15 protein-coding genes are annotated in these 21,708 nt (G+C 44.0%); all 15 read right to left on the reverse strand.

Features of this window, described 5'->3' with window-relative positions; translation table 11 throughout:
• Positions 1-344: 344 nt before the first annotated feature.
• Complete coding sequence (locus RYO92_RS07505; protein ID WP_315369987.1) at positions 345-2,438, reverse strand: elongation factor G; 2,094 nt, start codon at positions 2,436-2,438, stop codon at positions 345-347.
• Positions 2,439-2,546: 108 nt separating this feature from the next.
• Positions 2,547-7,196 (reverse strand): PolC-type DNA polymerase III, encoded by a 4,650-nt coding sequence (locus RYO92_RS07510; RefSeq protein ID WP_315369988.1) that lies wholly within the window; start codon positions 7,194-7,196, stop codon positions 2,547-2,549.
• A gap of 19 nt (positions 7,197-7,215) precedes the next feature.
• The gene (ispG, locus tag RYO92_RS07515) at positions 7,216-8,280 is read right to left on the reverse strand and encodes a flavodoxin-dependent (E)-4-hydroxy-3-methylbut-2-enyl-diphosphate synthase (protein WP_315369989.1); all 1,065 of its coding nucleotides are present in this window, start codon (positions 8,278-8,280) and stop codon (positions 7,216-7,218) included.
• Positions 8,281-8,302: 22 nt separating this feature from the next.
• Entirely contained in the window at positions 8,303-9,478 is a 1,176-nt protein-coding gene (locus tag RYO92_RS07520; protein WP_315369990.1) for a M50 family metallopeptidase, read from the reverse strand.
• Positions 9,475-10,626 carry a 1-deoxy-D-xylulose-5-phosphate reductoisomerase gene (gene dxr / locus RYO92_RS07525; protein WP_315369991.1) on the reverse strand — a complete coding sequence of 384 codons (1,152 nt, stop codon included), beginning with the start codon at positions 10,624-10,626 and terminating at the stop codon, positions 9,475-9,477. Before dxr ends, RYO92_RS07520 begins: the two co-directional genes overlap by 4 nt.
• A 200-nt stretch (positions 10,627-10,826) precedes the next feature.
• Positions 10,827-11,702, reverse strand: coding sequence for a phosphatidate cytidylyltransferase (locus RYO92_RS07530; protein WP_315369992.1), 876 nt, complete (start codon positions 11,700-11,702; stop codon positions 10,827-10,829).
• A 147-nt stretch (positions 11,703-11,849) separates the two neighbouring features.
• Positions 11,850-12,587 (reverse strand): isoprenyl transferase, encoded by a 738-nt coding sequence (locus RYO92_RS07535; protein WP_315369993.1) that lies wholly within the window; start codon positions 12,585-12,587, stop codon positions 11,850-11,852.
• Positions 12,584-13,138 carry a ribosome recycling factor gene (gene frr / locus RYO92_RS07540; protein ID WP_007156174.1) on the reverse strand — a complete coding sequence of 185 codons (555 nt, stop codon included), beginning with the start codon at positions 13,136-13,138 and terminating at the stop codon, positions 12,584-12,586. The genes RYO92_RS07535 and frr overlap by 4 nt, the downstream gene beginning before the upstream one ends.
• Positions 13,139-13,269: 131 nt before the next feature.
• Positions 13,270-13,974 carry a UMP kinase gene (pyrH, locus tag RYO92_RS07545; RefSeq protein WP_183683983.1) on the reverse strand — a complete coding sequence of 235 codons (705 nt, stop codon included), beginning with the start codon at positions 13,972-13,974 and terminating at the stop codon, positions 13,270-13,272.
• Between the two features lie 105 nt (positions 13,975-14,079).
• Positions 14,080-15,750, reverse strand: a complete 1,671-nt coding sequence (locus RYO92_RS07550) for a peptide ABC transporter substrate-binding protein (RefSeq protein WP_315369994.1) — start codon at positions 15,748-15,750, stop codon at positions 14,080-14,082.
• A 140-nt stretch (positions 15,751-15,890) separates the two neighbouring features.
• Entirely contained in the window at positions 15,891-17,567 is a 1,677-nt protein-coding gene (locus RYO92_RS07555) for a peptide ABC transporter substrate-binding protein (RefSeq protein WP_315369995.1), read from the reverse strand.
• A 159-nt stretch (positions 17,568-17,726) separates the two neighbouring features.
• Entirely contained in the window at positions 17,727-18,707 is a 981-nt protein-coding gene (locus RYO92_RS07560; protein WP_314668384.1) for an ABC transporter ATP-binding protein, read from the reverse strand.
• Complete coding sequence (locus RYO92_RS07565; RefSeq protein ID WP_315369996.1) at positions 18,708-19,712, reverse strand: ABC transporter ATP-binding protein; 1,005 nt, start codon at positions 19,710-19,712, stop codon at positions 18,708-18,710. It abuts the gene before it with no gap.
• Between the two features lie 10 nt (positions 19,713-19,722).
• Positions 19,723-20,775 carry an ABC transporter permease gene (locus tag RYO92_RS07570; RefSeq protein WP_007156180.1) on the reverse strand — a complete coding sequence of 351 codons (1,053 nt, stop codon included), beginning with the start codon at positions 20,773-20,775 and terminating at the stop codon, positions 19,723-19,725.
• A gap of 10 nt (positions 20,776-20,785) precedes the next feature.
• Positions 20,786-21,703: an ABC transporter permease gene (locus RYO92_RS07575; RefSeq protein WP_183683977.1), complete on the reverse strand. Its 918-nt coding sequence runs from the start codon at positions 21,701-21,703 to the stop codon at positions 20,786-20,788.
• Between the last annotated feature and the right edge of the window lie 5 nt (positions 21,704-21,708).

The following is a 21,708-nucleotide window of genomic DNA, read 5'->3' on the forward strand; positions in this document are numbered from 1 at the left end:
AAGTTTATCATTATTGTAGTTTATTTTCAAGTATTTACTGCTAAATTTTGAAATATTTTTTTACACACGTTTTGTCCTATAACGCTCATTTCTTCCTTGTAAATATAAAAAAAGGTAGCCAAAACTATAGCTACCTTTAAGTTTGATATTTGGTTTGAAGTGCTATTCTAACTCTTATGGTATATTTTTTTGCCTACTATAATCATCAAAAGAATAATAAGAGTATACACAAAAAACCCAAGTACTCCTCTTTGTTTCCAAACAGAAAATACATAAGAAAGAGCAAACCCTACCACTACGACTATAATGGGATATATTATCTTAAGTATTGTAAGCATTTCTTTTTACTCTTCCATCATCTTCTTGGACTCTTCCACTACACGATTCTGGATATCTCCGGGAGCCTGCTCATAGCGAACGAAGTAGAAGGAAAAGCTTCCTGCTCCTCCGGTCATGGAGCGAAGGTCGGTGTTATAAAGATAGAGGTTACTCATGGGAAGCTCAGCCTCAACCAGCTGCTTTCCGTCTCTAAGGGCGGTCATACCCAAAATCTTTCCTCTACGCTTATTCAGATCTCCCATAATATCTCCGGTAAAGGCGTCCGGAACAGTAACATTCAGGTGTGCAATCGGCTCTAAGAGTATGGGACTTGCCTGAAGGAAAGCATCCTTAAAAGCCATGGAAGCCGCTGTCTTAAAGGCCTGCTCGGAGGAGTCTACCGGGTGGTAGGAGCCGTCCAGTAAGGTGGCATTGACACCTACAACAGGATATCCTGCCAAAGGTCCCTTCTTACAGGACTCTGCAATTCCCTTTTCAACAGCCGGGAAATAATTCTTCGGTACAGCACCGCCGAATACCTGCTCTTTAAAACTATAGGCCTGGTCATAGTCAAAGCTTGGAGAGAATTCCATAACTACATCTCCGTACTGTCCGTGTCCGCCGGACTGCTTCTTATATTTACCTTGAACCTTTACCGTCTTCTTAATGGTCTCACGATAAGCAAAACGTGGCTTTTCCAAGTTAATGGAAACATTGTATCTATCCTTTAATCGGGAAGCCAAAACTTCTAACTGCTGTTCTCCGATAGCATAAATTAAGCTCTGTCTGTTTTCAGGGTCAGCCTGTAATCTGATGGTTCTATCCTCGTCCATCATCTTCTGTAAAGCAGTGGAAAGCTTATCCTCATCCGCCTTCTGTTCTGCACGATAAGCCATAAAGGTAAAGGGCTCGGAAAGCTTGGGTCCATGATACAAAATAGGTGCATTACGAACGGAGATACTGTCTCCTGTTTCACTGATATTTAACTTCGCTACCGCACCGATGTCTCCACTCTTTAGCTCAGGCACTTCGATAGGGGTATTTCCCCGAAGGAGATAGAGCTTTCCCACCTTTTCCATGCTTTCTTTATTCACATTGTAAATCTCGGAATTAGCCTTTAATACACCGGTACAAATCTTAAATAGACTGTATTTTCCAAGGAAAGGATCTGCAATAGTCTTCCAAATCTTTGCACTGAGGCTCTTATCGGATTGATACTTCGCTCTGAAGTGTTCTCCGGTAGAAGCATCCACACCGATGGATTCCAAGGACTCGGGAGAGGGGAAATATTTCTCCAAAACCTGAAGCAATACATTAAAGCCCTGAACATTGGGGCCGGAACCCATAAGCACCGGAGCAATCTTGCAGGCTTCTACATTCTCCCGTAAAGCCGCCTGAATCTCTTCTACCGTAAACTCTTCTCCTGCAAAATACTTCTCCATCAGTTCATCGGAGCTTTCCGCTACTGCCTCCAGCAAGGCGGAACGGGCAATGGTTAAGTGCTTCTCCACATAGTCGGGAATAGGACAAGCCTCATATTCATTCATCTTTGTAAAGCGTCTTCCGGCCATCTTTACCACGTTTACAAAGCCCACGAATTTCTCATTTTCACGGATAGGAAGCTGGAAAGGTGCTACAGACTTACCGAACTGCTTTTCCAGATCCAAAACCAGCTGTCTGAAGGAAGCCTTGTCATCATCCATATTGCTGACAAAGAACAGTCTGGGAAGAGCATTGGCTTCACAAAGCTCCCAGGCCCGTACCGTTCCCGGCTCAATCCCCGCCTTACCGTTTACCACGATAATCGCCGCATCCGCCGCAGAAACAGCCTCTTCCACCTCTCCTACAAAGTCGAAGTATCCGGGAGTATCCAAAATATTTATCTTCAGCTCTCCGGACTCTCCCTTATACTCGATAGGAATCAAGGAAGTGGAAATGGAAAACTTCCGCTTCTTTTCTTCTTTATCAAAGTCAGACAGGGTGTTCCCGTCATCAACACTGCCCATTCTATTAATTCCAGAAGTTACATAAGCTAATGCTTCTGCAATGGTGGTTTTTCCGGCACCTCCATGACCTAAAAGAACTACGTTACGAATACTGCCGGTTTCATAAACTTTCATAGATCCTTCCTCCTATTTCTAACAATGCAGTCTAATGCATGTCACAAGATATATAGTTGTATTGTATATGAAAAAAGGCAATATTACAAGAAAATCCGTTGTTTTGTATTATAAGTCAAAGAGGGACATCTGATTGGATAGGGGAATGTCACCTAGAAGCCCCAATTCATGGAATTTGTCTGCAAAAGCCTTGGGACAGTGGGTTCTTTGAATAAAATCATCCTTGGAGAGGTATTTTCCGTATTTTGCTCCCTCTTCCAATCCCTGGGCCACCGCTTCTCCCAAACCGGCAATACAACTGAAGGAAGGCATAATCTCTCCCTTTTCCGTGATTTGGAAGTCCTTGGCCTTTGCCTTGTAGATGTCTAAGGGAGCGAACTGAATTCCTCTGGCATACATTTCCTCACAAATCTTCATATCCCTAAGACAGAGCTGATCTGTTGCGGAAAGCTTCTCTCTGGCGGAATACTCCTTAATATGAAAACGAAGCTTCTCCACACCGAAGCACATCTTGTCAAAATCAAATCCGTCCGCTCTAACCGTATAATAGGCGGTATAGTATTCCTTAGGGTAGAAGACCTTACAGTAAGCTACACGATAAGCCATCATAACATAGGCTGCCGCATGGGCCTTAGGGAACATATATTTAATTTTTTTACAGGCATCAATGTACCACTGGGGTACCCCATGCTCCAGCATATGCTCGCACCACTCATCCTTTAAGGGCTTATGCTTTCTGGTAGCCTCCATAATGTTAAAGCTTTCTCCCGGCTCCAAGCCCATGTGCATCAAATACACCATGATATCGTCACGACAGCAAATAGCTTCACGAAGGGTGGTTACCCCGCTTAGGATAAGATCCTGGGCATTGTTCAGATAGACATCCGTTCCATGGGAAAGACCGGAGATACGAATCAGGTCGGAAAGGTATTTCGGTTTGGTATCCTGCACCATTTGCATAGCAAACTGAGTACCAAACTCCGGAATCCCCAGGCAACCCAATTCCACCCCCTGGATATCCGCCGGGGAAATGCCTAAAGCTTCCGTGGATTGGAATAAAGACATCACCTCGGGAGAATCCAAGGGAATGTCCTTTACCGGATCCAAGCCCGTTAAATCCTGTAACTTTCGAATCATGGTAGGATCATCATGTCCCAGAATATCAAGCTTCAATAGATTATGGTCGATTTTATGGTAGTCAAAGTGGGTAGTGATAATGGGGCTTTCCGTGTCGTTGGCAGGATGCTGTACCGGGGTAAAGGTATTGATATCCTCTCCGTGGGGAAGCACTACAATTCCTCCCGGATGCTGTCCGGTGGTTCTTCTGATTCCGGTGATTCCCGCTACCAGACGATTCAGTTCTGCAGTTCTCTTCTTCTCTCCCCGCTCTTCATAAAATTTCTTAATCATACCATAGGCGGTTTTTTCAGCTAAAGTACCGATAGTTCCTGCCTTGTAGGTATTTTCCTCTCCGAAAATGGCTCCGGTATAGGCATGGGCCCTGGCCTGATATTCTCCGGAGAAGTTTAAGTCAATATCCGGCTCCTTATCTCCGTCAAAGCCCAGAAAGGTTTCAAAGGGAATATCAAAACCCAGACGGTTTAAAACCGTACCGCAGTGGGGACAGTTTTTACTTGGCATATCATAACCTGCCATACCGGAATAGGACTTTACCTCCTCCGAGTCAAAGTCCGTGTAGTAGCAGTTGGGGCAGACATAGTGGGGAGGTAAGGGATTTACCTCGGTAATATGGGCCATGGTAGCGGCAAAGGAAGATCCTACAGAACCTCGAGAACCTACCAGATAGCCGTCCTCATTGGACTTATCCACCAGCTTTTGGGCAATAATATACATCACGGAATAACCGTTAGAGATAATAGAATTTAATTCCGTTTCCAAGCGGTTTTCTACCATGGAAGGCAAGTTTGGGCCATAGATTTTATGGGCGGTTTCGTAGCAAATCTGCCGTAAAGTTTCGTCTGAATGTTCAATAATCGGAGGACACTTGTCGGGCCGGACCGGCTTTATCGGCTCACACATTTTCATGATTTTCAAGGGATTGTCAATAACCACCTGCTTTTGGGTATTGCTGTCCAGATAGGAAAATTCCTCCAGCATCTCCGTGGTACTTCTAAAAAAGAGTCTTGCCTCTCCTTCCTCATCTGTCATTCCCTTTGTAGCCAAAACGATTCTTCGAAGAACATCATTTTCCTCATCCGCATAATGGGCATCACAGGTAGCACATACCGGCTTTTTCAACTGTTCTCCCAAGGCAATAATCTTCTTATTATAGGCAATCAAATCCTCTTCCGTTTCTGCGGAAAAACGATCTGATTCCAGCATATAGGCATTATTCCCTAAAGGTTGAATTTCCAGATAATCATAGAAGGAGGCAATCTCCAAAAGCTGCTGGTCATCCGCCCCTCGCACCATGGCCTGAAAAAGCTCTCCGCTGGAACAGGCTGAGCCGATAATCAGTCCTTCCCGATATTTTTTCAGCAAAGACTTGGGAATTCTCGGCTTCATTCGGAAATACTGCAAATGGGACAGAGAAACCAGACGATAGAGGTTAATTCTTCCAATATCATTTTTTGCCAGCAGGATAATATGGTAGCTGGGGAGCTTTCGCACCTTCCCTACCTGATCCACCTCCAACCGGTCGATTTCCTCTAAGGAACTTACGCCTCTTTGCTCTAAAAGCTCCAGTTCCTTTAGGTAAATTCTTGCGGTAGCCTCCGCATCATCTACTGCTCTATGGTGATGCAAAAGCTCAATCTTCAATTCCTTTGCCACAGTATCCAGCTTAAAACGACTTAGTCTTGGTAAAAGCAGGCGGGACAAGGCCACCGTGTCAATCACCGGTGCTGAAAAAGGAAGATTTAAAGCCTTTGCCTTAGTGCTGACAAAGTGGTAGTCAAAGTCCGCATTATGGGCAACCAAAATCGCATCCTTGGCAAAGTCCAGAAATTGTGGAAGCACCTCTTCGATGCCCTTGGCATCCATTACCATGGAGTCATCAATGGAAGTTAATTGGGTAATTCGAAAGGGTATCGGCACACCCGGATTTACAAAAACATCCATCCGGTCAATGATTTTTCCGTCTTCAATCTTTACCGCACCGATTTCTATGATGTGATTCACTTTCGGATCAAAACCGGTGGTTTCCAGGTCAAAAACCACGGTGGTACTGCTTAGATCTCTCTTGCAAGCATTTTTTACAATGGAATCCAAATCATTGACAAGGTAGCCTTCCATGCCGTAAATCAGCTGTAAATCCTTCTGTCTTCCTATCTTTTTCAAATAAGCCATGGCATCCGGAAAGGCCTGTACCACACCATGATCCGTGATAGCCATGGCAGGCATGCCAAAATCCAGGGCTCTGTCGATATATTTTTCAATATCCGAAACCCCGTCCATATCCGACATCTTACTATGTAAATGCAGTTCTACCCGCTTTTCTTTCTCTAAATCTTCTCTCTTTTTCCGGGTGAAGGAAGATTTCTTGATTCCTTGCACATGGGCCAGCTCCATCTCCTGGTCGTAGCTGTCATACTCCATAGTTCCCTTAATGCAAATGGCATTATCCTTTTTGAGAAAGGATCTGGCTTCCTCCAGATTCTCTTCCTCCACAAAAATCTTGGAGGCTAAAGAATCCGTATCATCCGTAAAGGAGAAGCTGAAAATGGTTTTTCCGGAACGGGTGCTTCGTTCATCCACCTGAATAATCAAGCCTTCCACCGTTACCAAACCGCCATCCTCCGAAATATCCTTTAAAGGAATGGGGGTATCGCTAAAGTCTCTGCCATAGTACACGTCACTATGGTCGGAACGCTTAAACTGGAACTTTCCTTTGCTAAAGCTTTTTTTCTCAAAGCCCTTCTTTTCAAAGGATTTTTCCCCGGAGCTTGTCTTCTGTTTAAGAGAATCTTCTGTGGATTTCTTCTCTAAAGTATTGTTAGCACTATTTTTTGCTAAACCGACATGAGTATTTCCTGCATTTTTCTCAGCCTCAAAGTCTTGGCCTTGTCCTGCAAATTTCTCTGAGGAGCTGTTTCCATCAGAAAGTGCGGAACTCTCTTGACTTAGTGAAGCTGCTTCCCCATCCTGTATTGCCCTATCTGCTGTTCCGGGATAAGCTGCACTTCCCTCTGCACTCGCATAAGCATCGGACAATCCATCTTCTGAATATCCCGGATTCCCGGAAGAAGAATACAGAGAGGCAATCGCCTTATCCTCTTCCTCCTCAGCCTTTTTCTTTGCCGGCACAAACCGGATGGTAAAATGGATAGGAACACCGCAACGCTCTTCAAAAATCTTTTGAATGACCCTAACACATTCCTTTTCTTCCTTTTGAAAAAGAATTTGTTCCTCTAAAATAAGAGAGAGACGATTGTCTTCTCTCCATTCCAGTTCTCCCTGCTTCATCATCTGATACAGGAGAATGTTTCTTTCCTTTAATTCCTCAAAAAGAGACTTTTCATAAAACTCATAAAGTACTTTTGCCGTATATTGGCTGGATAGATGAAAGCTTTCCCGGATGCAAATGTTGATTTTCTTCCCGATAAAGAGCTGCTTATAGATAGCCTCTTCCATTTCCCGAATATCACTTCGCTCCAGTAAATGATCGCTATGCAAATAAATACTCAGCTTCGACCTGTCTTTTTTCAAGGTGATTCTACTTATGGTGGTATTCAAAAACATTCCCCTTAAATGCTCCGATACCGTTAATTCCTGAAATACTTGAAAAAACTGCTTCATGCCTATCCTTTCTGTTTATTTAATCAGGGTATTTTTCTATTTCCTCCTTGAGGGCGGAGAGCAAAGCCTTCTCTTCCACCTTCCGAATCACTTCACCGCGCTTCATCAAAAGTCCTACACCCTTGCCCCCGGCAATGGCCAGATCCGCCTCCTTGGCTTCTCCCGGACCGTTTACCACACAGCCCATTACAGCAAGCTTTAAGGATTTATCCGGATAGGACTGGACCAGCTTTTCCACAGCATTAGCCAGAGAAATCAGATCAATGTCGGTTCTTCCGCAGGTAGGACAGGAAACCACATGGATACCACCCTTTTTCAGTCCCAGGGTTTCCAAAATCAGTCGACCGGTTTTTATTTCCTCCACAGGATCCGCAGAAAGACTTACACGAATCGTATCCCCGATTCCTTCACCCAAAATCATTGCCAGCCCCATGGCGGATTTGATATTACCGGACCAAACCGTTCCGGACTCTGTGATGCCTACATGCAAAGGATAGGGGCAGGATTCTGCTACAATTTTATGGGCTTCCACCGCCATCAAAACATCGGAGGACTTCATGGAAAGCACCAAATTCTGATAGCCCATTTCCTCGACCAAACGCAAATTCGCCAAGGCAGACTCAGCAAGTCCCTGTGCAGTAACTCTACCCTGATATTTTTCCAAAACTTCCTTTTCCAGGGAACCGGAATTTACCCCGATTCGAATGGGAATCTTTCTTTCCTTGGCGCAGTCCACCACAGCCCGTAGCCTTTCCGAAGAGCCGATGTTTCCCGGATTAATACGGATTTTATCCGCGCCGTTTTCCATGGCAAGAATCGCCATGCGGTAGTCGAAATGGATATCCGCAACGATAGGAATGGGAGAAGCCGCCTTTATCTCCTTTAAGGCAAATGCCGCTTCTTTTGTAGGTACAGTAAGACGAATGAGTTCACAGCCGGCCTCTGCCAGTCTAAGAATTTGAGCTATACTTCCCTCTATATCCTCCGTCTTGGTATTACACATGGACTGTAAAACCACCGGATTTCCACCGCCGATTTTAAGTTTTCCTACTTCTACTACCCTAGTATCTTCTCTTTTGAACATAGTATTCCTTTATACAATAAACTTATGAGCTAAAATATTTCGAATAGGCTCCGGTCAACAAATTAAACACATCATTTCCGACAATCAATACCATAAGGGCTAGTAGAAAAACCATCCCTGCGGTATTGATTCGCTCCTCCCACTTGGGATTCAGTTTCTTTCTTGCCAGCATTTCCAAAAGAATGAACAGAAGTCGTCCTCCATCCAGGGCGGGAATAGGCAAAAGGTTCATTACCGCCAAATTTACGCTCAACATCATACTTAAGTTTAGTAAAACCAGTAGCATTACGAAAAATCCGTATTGGCTGGAGCTGGAAACACTTTCTCCGATAACCGCAACCGTTCCAACCGGCCCCATGACTTCCTGTCTGCTGACCTTTCCTTTACTAATCAACGCCAGACTGTCAATCACCACTCTGGCATTAAAGGCCAGTTCATAAAAGCTGTATTCTATAGTCTTTAAAGGGTTTTGAAACTTCACGCGCTCAGAGGAAAGAGCCACGCCCATACGATAAAGTCCTGTGGAAGGATCCTTATAGGCAGGGAACTGAAAACTAAGCTTTTCCCCATCTCGAAGAACCGTAAGACTGACTTCTCCTTCCTGCACCTCCTCCTTATGAAGCTCTAAATACATGGCAAGCTCGGAGTAGCTATGAACAGTTCTTCCTTTGGCATTTCCGATTTTAATGAAGCGAATCTCATCTCCCTCCTGTAAACCGCTTTCCATGGCAGGAGTAGATACATTGGAGGAGGCAATTTTCGGAAGCTGTACCCCAATCGTTCCGGTTAGGAAAAGGGCAATCAAAAAGCCTAAAAGGAAGTTGTTGAAAACGCCGGCAATACAGATAATAAAACGCTGCCAAGCCGGCTTTCCTTCAAAGCTCTTCGTCTTTAATTCTTCTTCGCTATAAATTACTCCATCAAAATCATAGACATTTTCCGCATTATCCTCCTGCTTTGGAGCCAGAAAATCACCGGAGCCTGCCGCATCCTCTCCCAGCATGGCACAGCTTCCGCCCAAGGGAAGTAACTTTAAGCTGTATCGGGTATTTTTATATAAAAAGGATAGGAGTCTGGGTCCCATCCCAATAGAAAACTCATTTACCCCTACATGAAAAAACTTAGCCGCAAGAAAATGCCCCAGTTCATGAAAAAAAACTAAAAATGACAGGGCAAGTATGGCCAAAACTATACTCAATTCTTATCCTCCTTATGTAATCTTCTTACTTCTTCTCTAGCCCACTGTTCCGTTTCGAAAATTTCCTCTACAGAAGGAAATTCTATCCAAGTTTTTTCGTGTTCCTTCATACAATGGGCAATGCTTCTTGGAATCTCCATGAAACGAATTTTATCCTCTAAGAACAAGCGAACCGATTCTTCGTTAGCTGCATTATATACTGTAGGCATACTGCCTCCTTTGGCACCGGCCTCCATTCCCAAAGCAAGCCCCGGAAAATCCTCCAAGGAAGGGGGATAGAAATGCAGGGAAAAAGCCTTGGAAAAGTCTATCCTTTGCTCCCTATAGCACTCCCTTTCCTCTTGGAAGAGGGCATAGGCAATGGGCAGACGCATATCCGGTACCCCCATCTGTCCCTTTACTGCGCCATCCTGAAAGACCACCGCAGAATGTAAAATGCTTTCCCGCTGAATCACTACCTGAATCTTCTCCATGGGAATATTAAAGAGCCAGTGGGCTTCCATCATTTCCAAACCCTTATTCACCATGGTAGCGGAATCAATGGTGATTTTTTGTCCCATGGACCAGTTAGGGTGCTTTAAGGCATCCGCCTTGGTTTTCCCTTCCATCTCTTCCTTTTTTAGTCTGAAAAAAGGACCGCCGGATGCGGTTAACAAGAGGGATTCCACAGATTTTTCTTCTTCCCCCCGAAGGCATTGCCAGATGGCGGAATGCTCCGAGTCAATGGGAAAGAGCTTCGCCCGGTATTCCGAAAGCATAGGCATAATCAAATGCCCTGCACAAACCAGCGTTTCTTTATTGGCTAATGCAATTTTTTTCCCTGCTTTGATCGCGGAAATTGTGGGGAGAATCCCAATCATTCCCACTAAAGCGATCACTACCATATCCGCCTCCGGAAGTGTGGCCAGCTCTATCAAGCCCTCCATTCCGGAAGACACCGGCATATCCAAATCGGCGGAAAGCTTTTCTGCCAAAGCTTCTTCATATACACAAAGCCTGGGAACCTGCCATTCTCCAGCCTGCTCCTTCAAAAGCTCTATTTTGGATTTCACCGAAAGTCCAATTACCTTATGCTCTGGATGTTCCTTTAAAAGGGATAGACACTGGGTTCCGATGGAACCGCTACTCCCTAAAATAACGATATTCATTCTTTACCTTCCCCAAATTACAGTGAAGACTTACTTTATTAAAATATATCAAGGATAAGTCTTACATGATGATTTAAAATTACGACATTATTAAATATGTCGTTATTCTTTATTTCATGAGTTTTTGATCTCATCAGTTCTTATCTATGTTTTTCTTGCTTATTATAAAGTGAGGGACGATTGTTTTTCCTTCTTTTGTATTAAATCTTTTTAAAATAATCTAAAACTGTTATGCCATAGTAAATAATGGGCGCCGTAAACAGAACAGAATCAAAACGATCCAAAATTCCTCCATGTCCCGGAATCAAATGGCTGTAGTCCTTAATTTGAAAATCCCTTTTCATTCCGGATGCCATCAAATCTCCTCCGATAGAAAATAAGGCGGCAAGGGATACTGCCAGCGCCAAAAGAAATGGAGACAGATGTAAAGGTAGACCTCTTCCCTTAAAGAAAAGAGCAAAAATAAAAGCTAAAATTCCGGATCCCAGAATCCCTCCCACAGCACCTTCCCAAGTTTTTTTCGGACTTAAAACCGGCGTCATCTTATGTTTTCCAAAAAGAAGACCGGCGCAATAGGCACAGGTATCCGCTCCCCAACTGGATAAAAATACCAGCCAAACCAAAACCTTTCCATGGGGTAGTGTTCTACACTGATAAATATAGGATAAAAGAATTCCCGCATAGGGAAAAACCAAAAAGAACAGTGCAATCTCCCGAATATCCGCCTTGGGATAGCTTAATACATAATAGAATCCCAAAAGAAAAAGATAAGAAAGAAGCAAAAAGAAAGAAATAGGAAGGTGCAAAAATAAGGCTGAATAGTAAAGAACAACAAAAAAATAAGACAAGAAAGAAATCCCCTTCTTATCTAAGGAAAAGCAATGCAATAATTCATAAGTGGCAAAGAGGGATAAAAACAGGCAAAAAAACAAGACCGGTAAACCTCCTAGCGGAAGAATTCCAAATAACAGTAAAAGCAGAGCAATACCGCTAATCAGCCTTGTCAGAAAAGAACTCAACTTGTGTTCATTTTGTCCCTTACTTTGTTCCGTCCTATTTTCCTTTTGTTCTACCATATACTACCCTTTACTATAATTTCTATAATCCCTAAACAATTTTCAAAGTTATTCTTCCTTACACTTCCTAAACAATTTTCAAAATTATTCTTCCTTACATTCCTAGCTTCATAGAATAAAAGTTCCAGTAAAAGAAAAACAAATTATTTATGCCTTTCGTCCCCCAAAGCGTCGTTCTCTCTTCTGATAGGATTCTATGGCCTTCTGAAGCTCTTCCAGGTTGAAGTCCGGCCAGTATACCGAGCTGATATAATACTCCGCATAGGCGGACTGCCATAGGAGGAAGTTGGAGGTACGAAACTCTCCGGATGTGCGAATCACTAAATCCGGATCCGGCGTTCCTGCAGTATCCAGATACTTCGAAAACTCTTCTTCCGTAAGGTGAGAAAGCTTTTCTGTGAGCTCTGAAGGAGGGCTTTCCAACACTATTCTGTGAATCGCCCTGATTATCTCATCTCTTCCCCCATAATTTACGGCGAAGCTGAAGAGCATACCGGTATTTGCCTTGGTACTCTCTTCCAGCTCGGCAATTCCCTTTTGAATGTCTTCCGGAAAACGGCTTCTTTCTCCTATCATTTTCGCTCGAACATTATTGGCATTGGCTACAGTAATTAACTTTTTCATATAGAAACGAAAGAGCTGCATCAAAGCTCCCACCTCTTCCTCGGAACGTTTCCAGTTTTCCGTGGAAAAGCCGTAAACTGTTAAATACTCTATGCCAAGCCTGGCACAATCTTCCACGGTTTGTTCCAGAGTCTCACAACCCTTTTTATGTCCTAAAGCCCTTGGTAACGCATGAGAAGCCGCCCAACGACCATTGCCATCCAAGATGATGGCAATGTGCCTTGGAAGGCTTCTTTGCTCTTGATTATTTTGAAAAATCATACAGTCATTAATTCCTTATTCTTAGCCTCAACAGACTTGTCAATTTTCTCAATCATATGGTCTGTAAGCTCCTGAATATCCTTGGTCTGTCTGCTCAAGTCATCCTCGGTGATTTCCGCATTCTTTTCCAGCTTCTTCGCTAAATCCATAGCATCTCTACGAATATTTCGAATGGCAATCTTAGCGGCCTCTCCCTTTTTCTTTACATCCTTGGTTAATTCTTTACGTCTCTCCTCGGTAAGCTCCGGAAAAACCAGACGAATCACCTGTCCGTCATTAGTAGGATTGATTCCCAGTTCAGACATATTGATTGCTTTTTCAATTTCCTTCATAACAGACTTATCCCAAGGCTGAATCTGAAGAATTCTCGCCTCCGGTACAGATACGTTTCCTACCTGCTGAATCGGGGTGGGTGTACCATAGTAATCCACCATAATACGGTCTAAAACGTGGGGGTTGGCTCTTCCTGCACGAATAGTTCCCAGCTCACTCATCAGGTTATCGTGAGTCTTGTGCATCTTCTCAATGTAAATGGTAAATTGATCATCCATCTTTCTTTCCTCCGGCTCTTCTTATCTTGTATACTAAAGCTTTATTTCATGGAACAAAGCTTTATTCATAACGAGTATCGCTCGCAAAGCGTGCGATATCTCGTTTATAGGACAATGATTCTTTTTGAATATCAATCCGCTGTAACTCTGGTTCCTCTATGCTCTCCCAAAAGAGCCTTGGCAATACCGTCTTCCTCTTCTAAAGAAAATACGGACAAGGGAAGTCTGTTTTCCAAGCAAAGAATGGATGCGGACAGGTCAATTACCTGCAGTTTTTTCTCCACTACCTCATCAATGCTTAAGCTTTCATATTTCTTTGCATCCGGAAACTTCTTGGGATCCTTATCATAAACGCCGTCAATGGCCTTAGCCAAAAGAATCTCCTTACATTCCAATTCCAATGCCCGAAGAACTACTCCGGTATCCGTAGAAAAGAAGGGATGTCCCGTACCTCCGGCGCAAAATACCACCTGTCCTTTTTTCAAAGCCTTCACCGCCTTATCTTTGGAAAAAAGCTCCGCCATATCTCCTACGGCAATGGAGGACATAATCTTTGTTTTCAATCCGCTGATGCGGAAAATTTCAGAGACATAAATACAGTTCATCATGGTGGCTAAAATTCCCACCTGATCTGCTTTGTAGCGGTCCACCTGCTCCGACTGTCTTCCTCTCCAGAAATTGCCTCCGCCAATCACAATGGCAACTTCCACCCCTTGGCTTACGGCTTCCTTCACCTGCTTGGCAACGGCAAAAATCACATCATCGGAAAATCCGAAGTGCTTTTCCCCTGCCAGGGCTTCTCCGGAAAGCTTTAACATCACTCTTCTATTTGGCATACTAACCTCCCTTTTGACTTTCCCTAGTTTACCATACAAAAAAAGCCTCGGCAATTCTTCCGAGGCTTTTTCCTGTAAAAATAAACTTTACGAATGATTCCTTAATTATTCCTTTGTAGCATGCATGAAATACCAGAAACCGTTTGGATGATGCCATACATTCTTTAAATTCTCTTTCTGTAACCAGGTATCATTGTAGTAGGCAATAGGAGCAATAGCGGCATCCTTAAGAGCTAACTGCTCTGCCTCATGCATAGCATCATAGTAAGCTGCCTTATCGGTAAGGGTCTTTGCCTTATCCATAATGGAGTCATATTCCGTGCTGGAATACTTACCGTCGTTGTTTCCGTTGCTTGTTACCAAAAGATTTAACATATTGGCAGGATCATCCCAGTCATAAAGCCATCCCTGTCTTGCAATATCAAAGTTTCCGGAACGACGGTCTGCCGTAAAGCTTGCCCACTCCAAAATGCTGATAGAGCAATTTAATCCAAGCTCCTTTTTCCATACATCCTGAGCATACTCCGCTACCGGCTTATGATAATCCGTATCATTGGTGGAATAGGTAAATGCAGGGAAGCCCTCTCCGTTGGGGTAACCTGCCTCAGCCAAAAGCTCCTTTGCCTTTGCAAGCTGTGCATCATAACCCTTTAAATCAAAAGCATTGCCATACTTTTCCTCAGTAACCTTCTCAAAGGAACTTCCTTCCTCCGCATCGGAAACACCGGTTCCCACGAAGTTGGTTGCCGGACTGTAAAGCCCCTGCATAATGCTGTTGGCAATATACTCACGATCCAATGCCAAGGATAATGCTGCTCTCACCTTAGGATTGTTGAAAGGCTCCTTATTGCAGTTGAAAATCATAAAATAGGTTCCGCGCAGGGGATCAATATGATAATCCGCTGTCTTTTGAACACTCTCTAACTCCTCCTTGGGGAAATCTCTGGAGAAATCCAAGTCTCCCTGATTGTAAGCGGTATAAGCTGCATTGGAGTCCTTTACCAAAAGCCAGTTAATGGTTTCAAAGGTAACGTTATCTTTATCCCAGTAATTCGGGTTCTTAGTCAAAACATACTGCTCATCCTGGGTATAGGCGGATACATAGTATGGACCGTTGGAAACGTAAGTCTCGGCAGTGTTGGTCCAAGCGTCTCCGTTTGCTTCAATGGTAGCCTCCTGTACCGGAACCATTACCGCAAAAGCACAGATTTGCTCGAAATAGCTACAGGGATAGGCAAGATGGATAACAAAGGTCTTATCATCCGGTGCTTCTATTCCCAAAGCATCCAGATTGCCTGCAGAGGCCTCCTTATAGCCCTTCACCATGCCCAAAAGCTCTTCCGCATAGGGCGCTGCAGTGGCAGGATCGGCTACTCTCTTCCAAGAATAAAGAAAATCCTTAGCGGTTAAATCAGTACCGTCAGACCACTTTAAGCCATCCCGTAAATGGAAGGTATAAGTTAATCCGTCATCACTCTTCTCATAGCTTTCCGCCTGAGCGGGAACGATGTTTCCGTCCTTATCATAGCGTAAAAGTCCTTCAAAGGTGTGGTTAATCATGTTTGCCGCTTCTCTGGCATTGTTTAATGCAGGATCAATTGTCTCTTGGGGTGGTCCGATTTCCACGTTTAATACGGAATTATCGGAAGCCTCTGCTCCCTCCGCCTTTGTTGCATCACTTCCCTGCTTTCCGTTGTCTGCTGATTTTTGTCCTCCGCAAGCCGCCAAGGATACAGCTACAGCCATGGAAAGTCCCAGAAAAATTTTTTTCTTCATTACTCCTCCTCTTCAATGAAACGAAGCGTTTCGAAAAACTCGAAACAATCGTTAAGTTAAAAACCTTTGAGATTCTACCATAGAAAAACGGTCAGGACAATGCCCGACCGTTTTTCTTTTATATACTTTTTAAATTTCTTTTAAGCTTTTTTACCATACATAAACAGGAAATATCCCGTTGGGGTATGCCAAACATTGCTTAAGTTTGGCTTCTCCAGATAAAACTCCGTGTAGTAAGCCACAGGGCAAGCGCCATAGTCCTTTAACAGAACCTGCTCCGCCTGATGCAGATAATCATAGTGCTCCTCTACATTTGCAGTCTTTCTCGCCTTGTCCACCAAAGCATCAAAATCCGGATTGCTGTACTTACCGTCATTGTTACCGTTTCCGGTTTCAAAGAGGTTAATCATATTGGAAGGATCGTTGTAATCCATTACCCAACCGTTTCTTGCCACATCATAGTTTCCAGAACGGCGATTTGCGGTTACAGTCTTCCACTCCTGGATATCGATGTTCATGGTCAGTCCCAACTGCCCCCAAGCATTTTGCAGATACTCTGCTACAGGCTTATGGTAGCTGGCATCATTGGTCAGGTAGGAAAATGCAGGGAAGCCCTGTCCGTTTGGATAGCCTGCTTCAGCCAGTAATTCCTTGGCTTTTACAAGGTTCTCTTCGTATTTACTGTTATCAAAGAAATTACCGTACTTTTCTTTGGTCACCTCTTCAAAGGAGGAGTTCTCCGCTGCATCACTGATTCCGGGACCAACCAGATTGTTTGCAGGAGTATAGGTTCCCTGCATAATGGTATTGGCCACATAGTCTCTATCCACCGCTAAGGAAAGAGCCTCTCTTACCTTAGGATCGTTAAAGGGAGCCTTCTGGGTATTAAAGCTGATATAATAGGTACCCATCATCGGATCCAAGTGAAATTCCTCATTTCCCTTAAGGCTTGGAATCTCCTCGGAAGGAAGGGTTTTTGCCAAATCCAATTCTCCCTGATTGTAAGCGGTATAAACAGAGTTTCCATCTTCAATCAGATGCCAAACAATCTTATCAAAGGTGATATTATCCTTGTCATAATAATATGGATTCTTCTCATAAACGATTCTATCCCCATCCACATATTCCGTCATGCGATAAGGTCCACTGCTGACATAAGTTTCCGGCTTTGTTGCCCAGGCATCTCCATTTTCCTCTACGGTCTTCTTCTGTACAGGAGCTGTAGAAACAAATGCTGCAATCTGGTCAAAGAAGGTGCAGGGGCTACTTAGCTTTACCACAAAGGTATCTTTATCCGGAGCGGAAACCTGTAAAGCATCCAGATTCCCGTTGGAAGCCTCTTCATAACCTGCCACCACACTTAGTAAATCATATCCGTAGGGAGCTGCCAAGGCGGGATCTGCCAAGCGCTTCCAGCTATATACGAAGTCCTCTGCCGTTAAATCCGTTCCGTCAGACCACTTTAAGTCGGGACGAAGATGAAAAGTCCAAGTAAGTCCGTCATCGGAATGTTCCCATTTTTCCGCAAGTCCGGGCACAACATCGGAATTCTTGTCAATGCTGAGTAATCCGGTAAAAGCATGCAGAATATAGGTGGCTCCATCAGATGCAGAGTTTAAAGCAGGATCCATGGTTTCCGGAGAGGAACCAACCTGAACATTAAGTTCTCCACCTGCGGAAGCATCAGAAGCCTCAGCAGCCTGACTGCCGCTCTCTCCCTTTGCAGATTCCTGTTTGCTCTTATCGGCTCCACCACAGGAAACCAAAAAGGCCAAACTCAAGGCCGCAATGGGAAGTAGGTACTTTGCTTTTCTCATAAATTTCTCCCTTCTAAAATAATGGTCATGGTGCTTCTATAGGAAGGAGCCTATTCGTTGCTCATAAGCTTTTGAATCACTCCTAAACCTCATGTATTGCAACAGGATTAAACACCCCACCTTACTGTTATTCCTATTATGACAGTATGGCTTTATCTCTTAATTCACCCTGTCCAAATGATGACAGGCTGCAAAATGTCCGCTTTCCACCTCTTTAAATTCCGGCTTCTTCTCCGCACATAAACCGTCTGCATAGGGACAACGGGTGCGGAAGGGACAACCTGATGGCGGATTTACCGGGGAGGGGACATCTCCGGATAAGATAATTCTATGGGATGCTCTGGCCACCTTTGGATCGGCAATGGGAACTGCAGAAATTAAGGACTTGGTATAAGGATGCAGTGAATGGAAAGTGATGGTATCACTATCCGCCAGCTCCACCAAATGCCCCAGATACATTACCCCGATTCTGGAGGAAATATGATTTACGATAGATAAATCATGGGCGATGAAGAGATAGGTCAATCCCAGCTCCTCTTGCAAATCCTCAAACATATTCACCACCTGAGCCTGGATAGATACGTCCAAAGCAGAAACCGGCTCATCACAAACGATAAATTCAGGATCCACTGCTAAAGCTCTTGCAATCCCGATTCTTTGCCGCTGTCCGCCGGAGAACTCATGGGGATAACGGTTGGCATGCTCCGAATTCAGTCCTACCTTTGACAATAAAGATAAAATCTTCTCTCTTCTCTCCGCCTTGGAAGCACAAAGCTTGTGAATATCAATAGCTTCTCCAACAATATCCTCTACAGTCATTCTGGGATCCAAAGATGCGTAAGGGTCTTGGAAAACAATCTGCATCTTCCTTCTGTAGGGAAGCATATTCTTCTTGATTTTCTTTTCCGCATCAAAGATGACTTCTCCGCCATAAGTGATACTGCCGCCGGTAGGCTCTGTTAAACGAAGGATAGAACGGCCTGTTGTAGTTTTTCCGCAGCCGGACTCTCCTACCAGACCGAAGGTTTCTCCCTTATTGATAAAGAAGGAAACATCATCCACAGCCTTAACCACCTTATTGCTTCCTGCCACAGGAAAATACTGCTTTAAGTGACTTACCTCTAATAAACGCTCCGGCATTTACGCTTCCCCCCTTTCCTTCAAAAAGTCTTCCTTCTGTTGCATAAAGCATCTGGCATAATGCACACCCTCATACTGATTCTTCTCCGGCTTATGGGATAGACAAAGCTTCATACAGTTACTGCATCTTGGCGCAAAGCCGCAACCCTTTGGGGGATTCAGAAGATCCACCGGCTGTCCTTCGATAGGTACCAGTTTGGAATAATCATGCTCATGGAACTTGGGAATGGAACGCAGCAGTCCCTTGGTGTATTCATGCTTTGGATTATAGAAAATATCATCCGTTGTTCCGTATTCCACGATTTCTCCGGCATACATAACCGCAATATAGTCGCACATGGAGGCAACCACACCCAGGTCATGGGTAATCATAATGATGCCCATACCTAATTTTCTTTTTAATTCCTGCATCAGCTCTAAAATCTGTGCCTGGATGGTTACGTCCAAGGCCGTAGTAGGCTCATCCGCAATTAAAAGCTTGGGTTCACAGGCTAAGGCGATGGCAATCATTACTCTTTGCCGCATACCTCCTGAAAGCTCATGGGGATACTGCTTTAATCGCTTCTCCGGCTCATTAATGCCAACCAATTCCAAAAGCTCCTTGGCTCTCTCCATAGCCGCTCTTCCCTTTTTATCCGTATGAAGAGAAACCGCTTCCGCAATCTGATTTCCCACGGTCCATACCGGATTCAAAGAAGTCATGGGATCCTGGAAAATAATGCTGACCTCATTTCCCCGAATCTTCCGAAGCTCCTTTTCACTCATTTCATGGATTTTATGACCATTAAACTCTACCGAGCCTCCCACAATCTTACCATTCTGGGCGGTAAGTCCCATAATGGAGTAAGCGGTAACGGATTTTCCGGAACCGGATTCTCCAACAATTCCTAAAACTTCTCCCTCTCGCATTTGCAGGGTAACGTTATTTAAAGCCTTTACCTCTCCCGCCGGAGTAAAGAAGGATAAACGCTCTTCTTGAATATCCACAAGATATTGACCGGACATATTTTCCTCCTTACTGCTGTTTCAATTTCGGGTCAAAGGCATCACGCAGGCCATCTCCCAAAAGGTTAAAGCTTAAAATGATAATAAAAATCAAGAAAGCCGGGGCAAAAAGTTTTTCCGGATAGGTTTGAAATCCGTTTAAAGCGGCACTGGCCAAAGATCCCAAAGATGGCATCGGTGCCTGTACACCCAATCCTAAAAAGGAAAGGAAGGACTCGGTAAAAATGGAACTGGGAATCTGTAAGGTAGTGGTTACAATCAGGGTACCGATACAGTTTACAATCAAATGTTTAAAGATAATACGACCGGATCCTGCACCCAAAGCCTTTGCCGCGGTAACATACTCACTCTGCTTTAAAACCATAATCTGAGAACGGACGATTCTGGCCATTCCCACCCAGTAGAGCAAAGCAAATACGATAAACATGGAAATCATATTGGAGCCAAGCTTTTGCATCCAGGCAAAGCCCGGTTTGCTGGCCAATGCTTCCAGAGGGAACTTCAAGGTCTGAGCCAAGAGAATAATAATCAGTACGTCGGGAACCGTGTAGATAATATCCACGATTCGCATCATGATCATATCCACTAATCCGCCGAAGTATCCGGCGATTGCCCCAAATATGGAGCCAATGACCAGGATCAAAACGGAAGCCACAAGACCTACCGTCATGGAGACTCTTCCTCCTACCAGTACACGAATCATATAGTCACGACCATTTTGATCCGTTCCCAAAAGATGCGGAAAAACCTTTTCCCCTGCATCAATTTGCTTCTGCTCCGTCTTTGAGTACTGCATGGGAGCCAAACGCTCCGAGCCCTTCATCTGCTGTTCATACTTATAGGGATAAAAGCTGGGTACCAGAAAGCAGCAAATAGTAATCAAAAAAACAATAAACAGGGCACTCATGGCAATTTTATTTTTCCGGAAACGATGCAAGCCGTCCTTCCAGAAGCTTACGGATTCTCTCATAAAGACCAGAGACTCCTTATCCTCCACAGAAGCCGGAGTAAAATCTTCCAAGCTCCACTGAAGGCTCAAGGGATTATTCTTTATTTCTTCCATTTTATTCTCCTTACTTTAATTTAATTCTCGGATCCACAATCGCATAAGCAATATCCACGAAAAGGTTCATGATAATAATAAATACCGCCAGGAAAATGGTGGTTCCCATAATCATGGGATAATCTCGGCTGGTAATAGAGCTTACGAACTCCGAACCAAGTCCCGGAATATTGAAAATCTTTTCAATGATGAAAGAACCGGTCATTAAAGCGGCAAGCAAGGGTCCAAGATAAGTAATTACCGGTAAGATTGCATTTCGTAAGGCATGCTTGAAAATTGCTTTAAAAGTTGTAACCCCCTTGGCCTTTGCGGTTCTCATATAATCCTGCCCCATAACATCCAGCATGGAAGAACGCATCAATCGTGCCATATAGAAGGTGGGATATAAAGCCAAGGCCACCACCGGCATAATATAGCTTTGGGCATCCTTTAAGCCAAGAGAAGGTAGCCATTTTAACTTCGTGGTGAAGATATAAATTAAAATCGTAGAGGACAGAAAGGAAGGAATGGCTATTCCTGCAGTGGATAAAACCACCAAAAGGTTATCAATAAACTTTCCTCTGTTAAATGCAGCTACGGCCCCTAAAGGAATTCCGGTGCAAACTGCAAGGATTAGTGCAAGTCCTCCCACCTTTGCGGAAACCGGAAACTTTGTCCCGATAATCTGGGATACCGTTCTTCCCCTCTTCTTAATGGATAAACCGAAGTCTCCCTTTAAAATTCCGGTCATATAGGTGGTGTATTGCTGAAACAAGGGCTTATCCAAACCATATTTCGCCTCCATAGCAGCCTGGGCCTGAGGCGTTACTGCCTTCTCGGACAAGAACGGCCCTCCCGGAACCATGTTCATAACAAAAAATGTTAATGTTGCTACCAAAAAGGCTGTAATTAAGGACATAATCGCCCTTTTTAAAATATACTTTGGCATAGCGC

This window comes from Oribacterium sinus, from assembly GCF_963553175.1.
GTDB lineage: Bacteria > Bacillota > Clostridia > Lachnospirales > Lachnospiraceae > Oribacterium > Oribacterium sinus_B.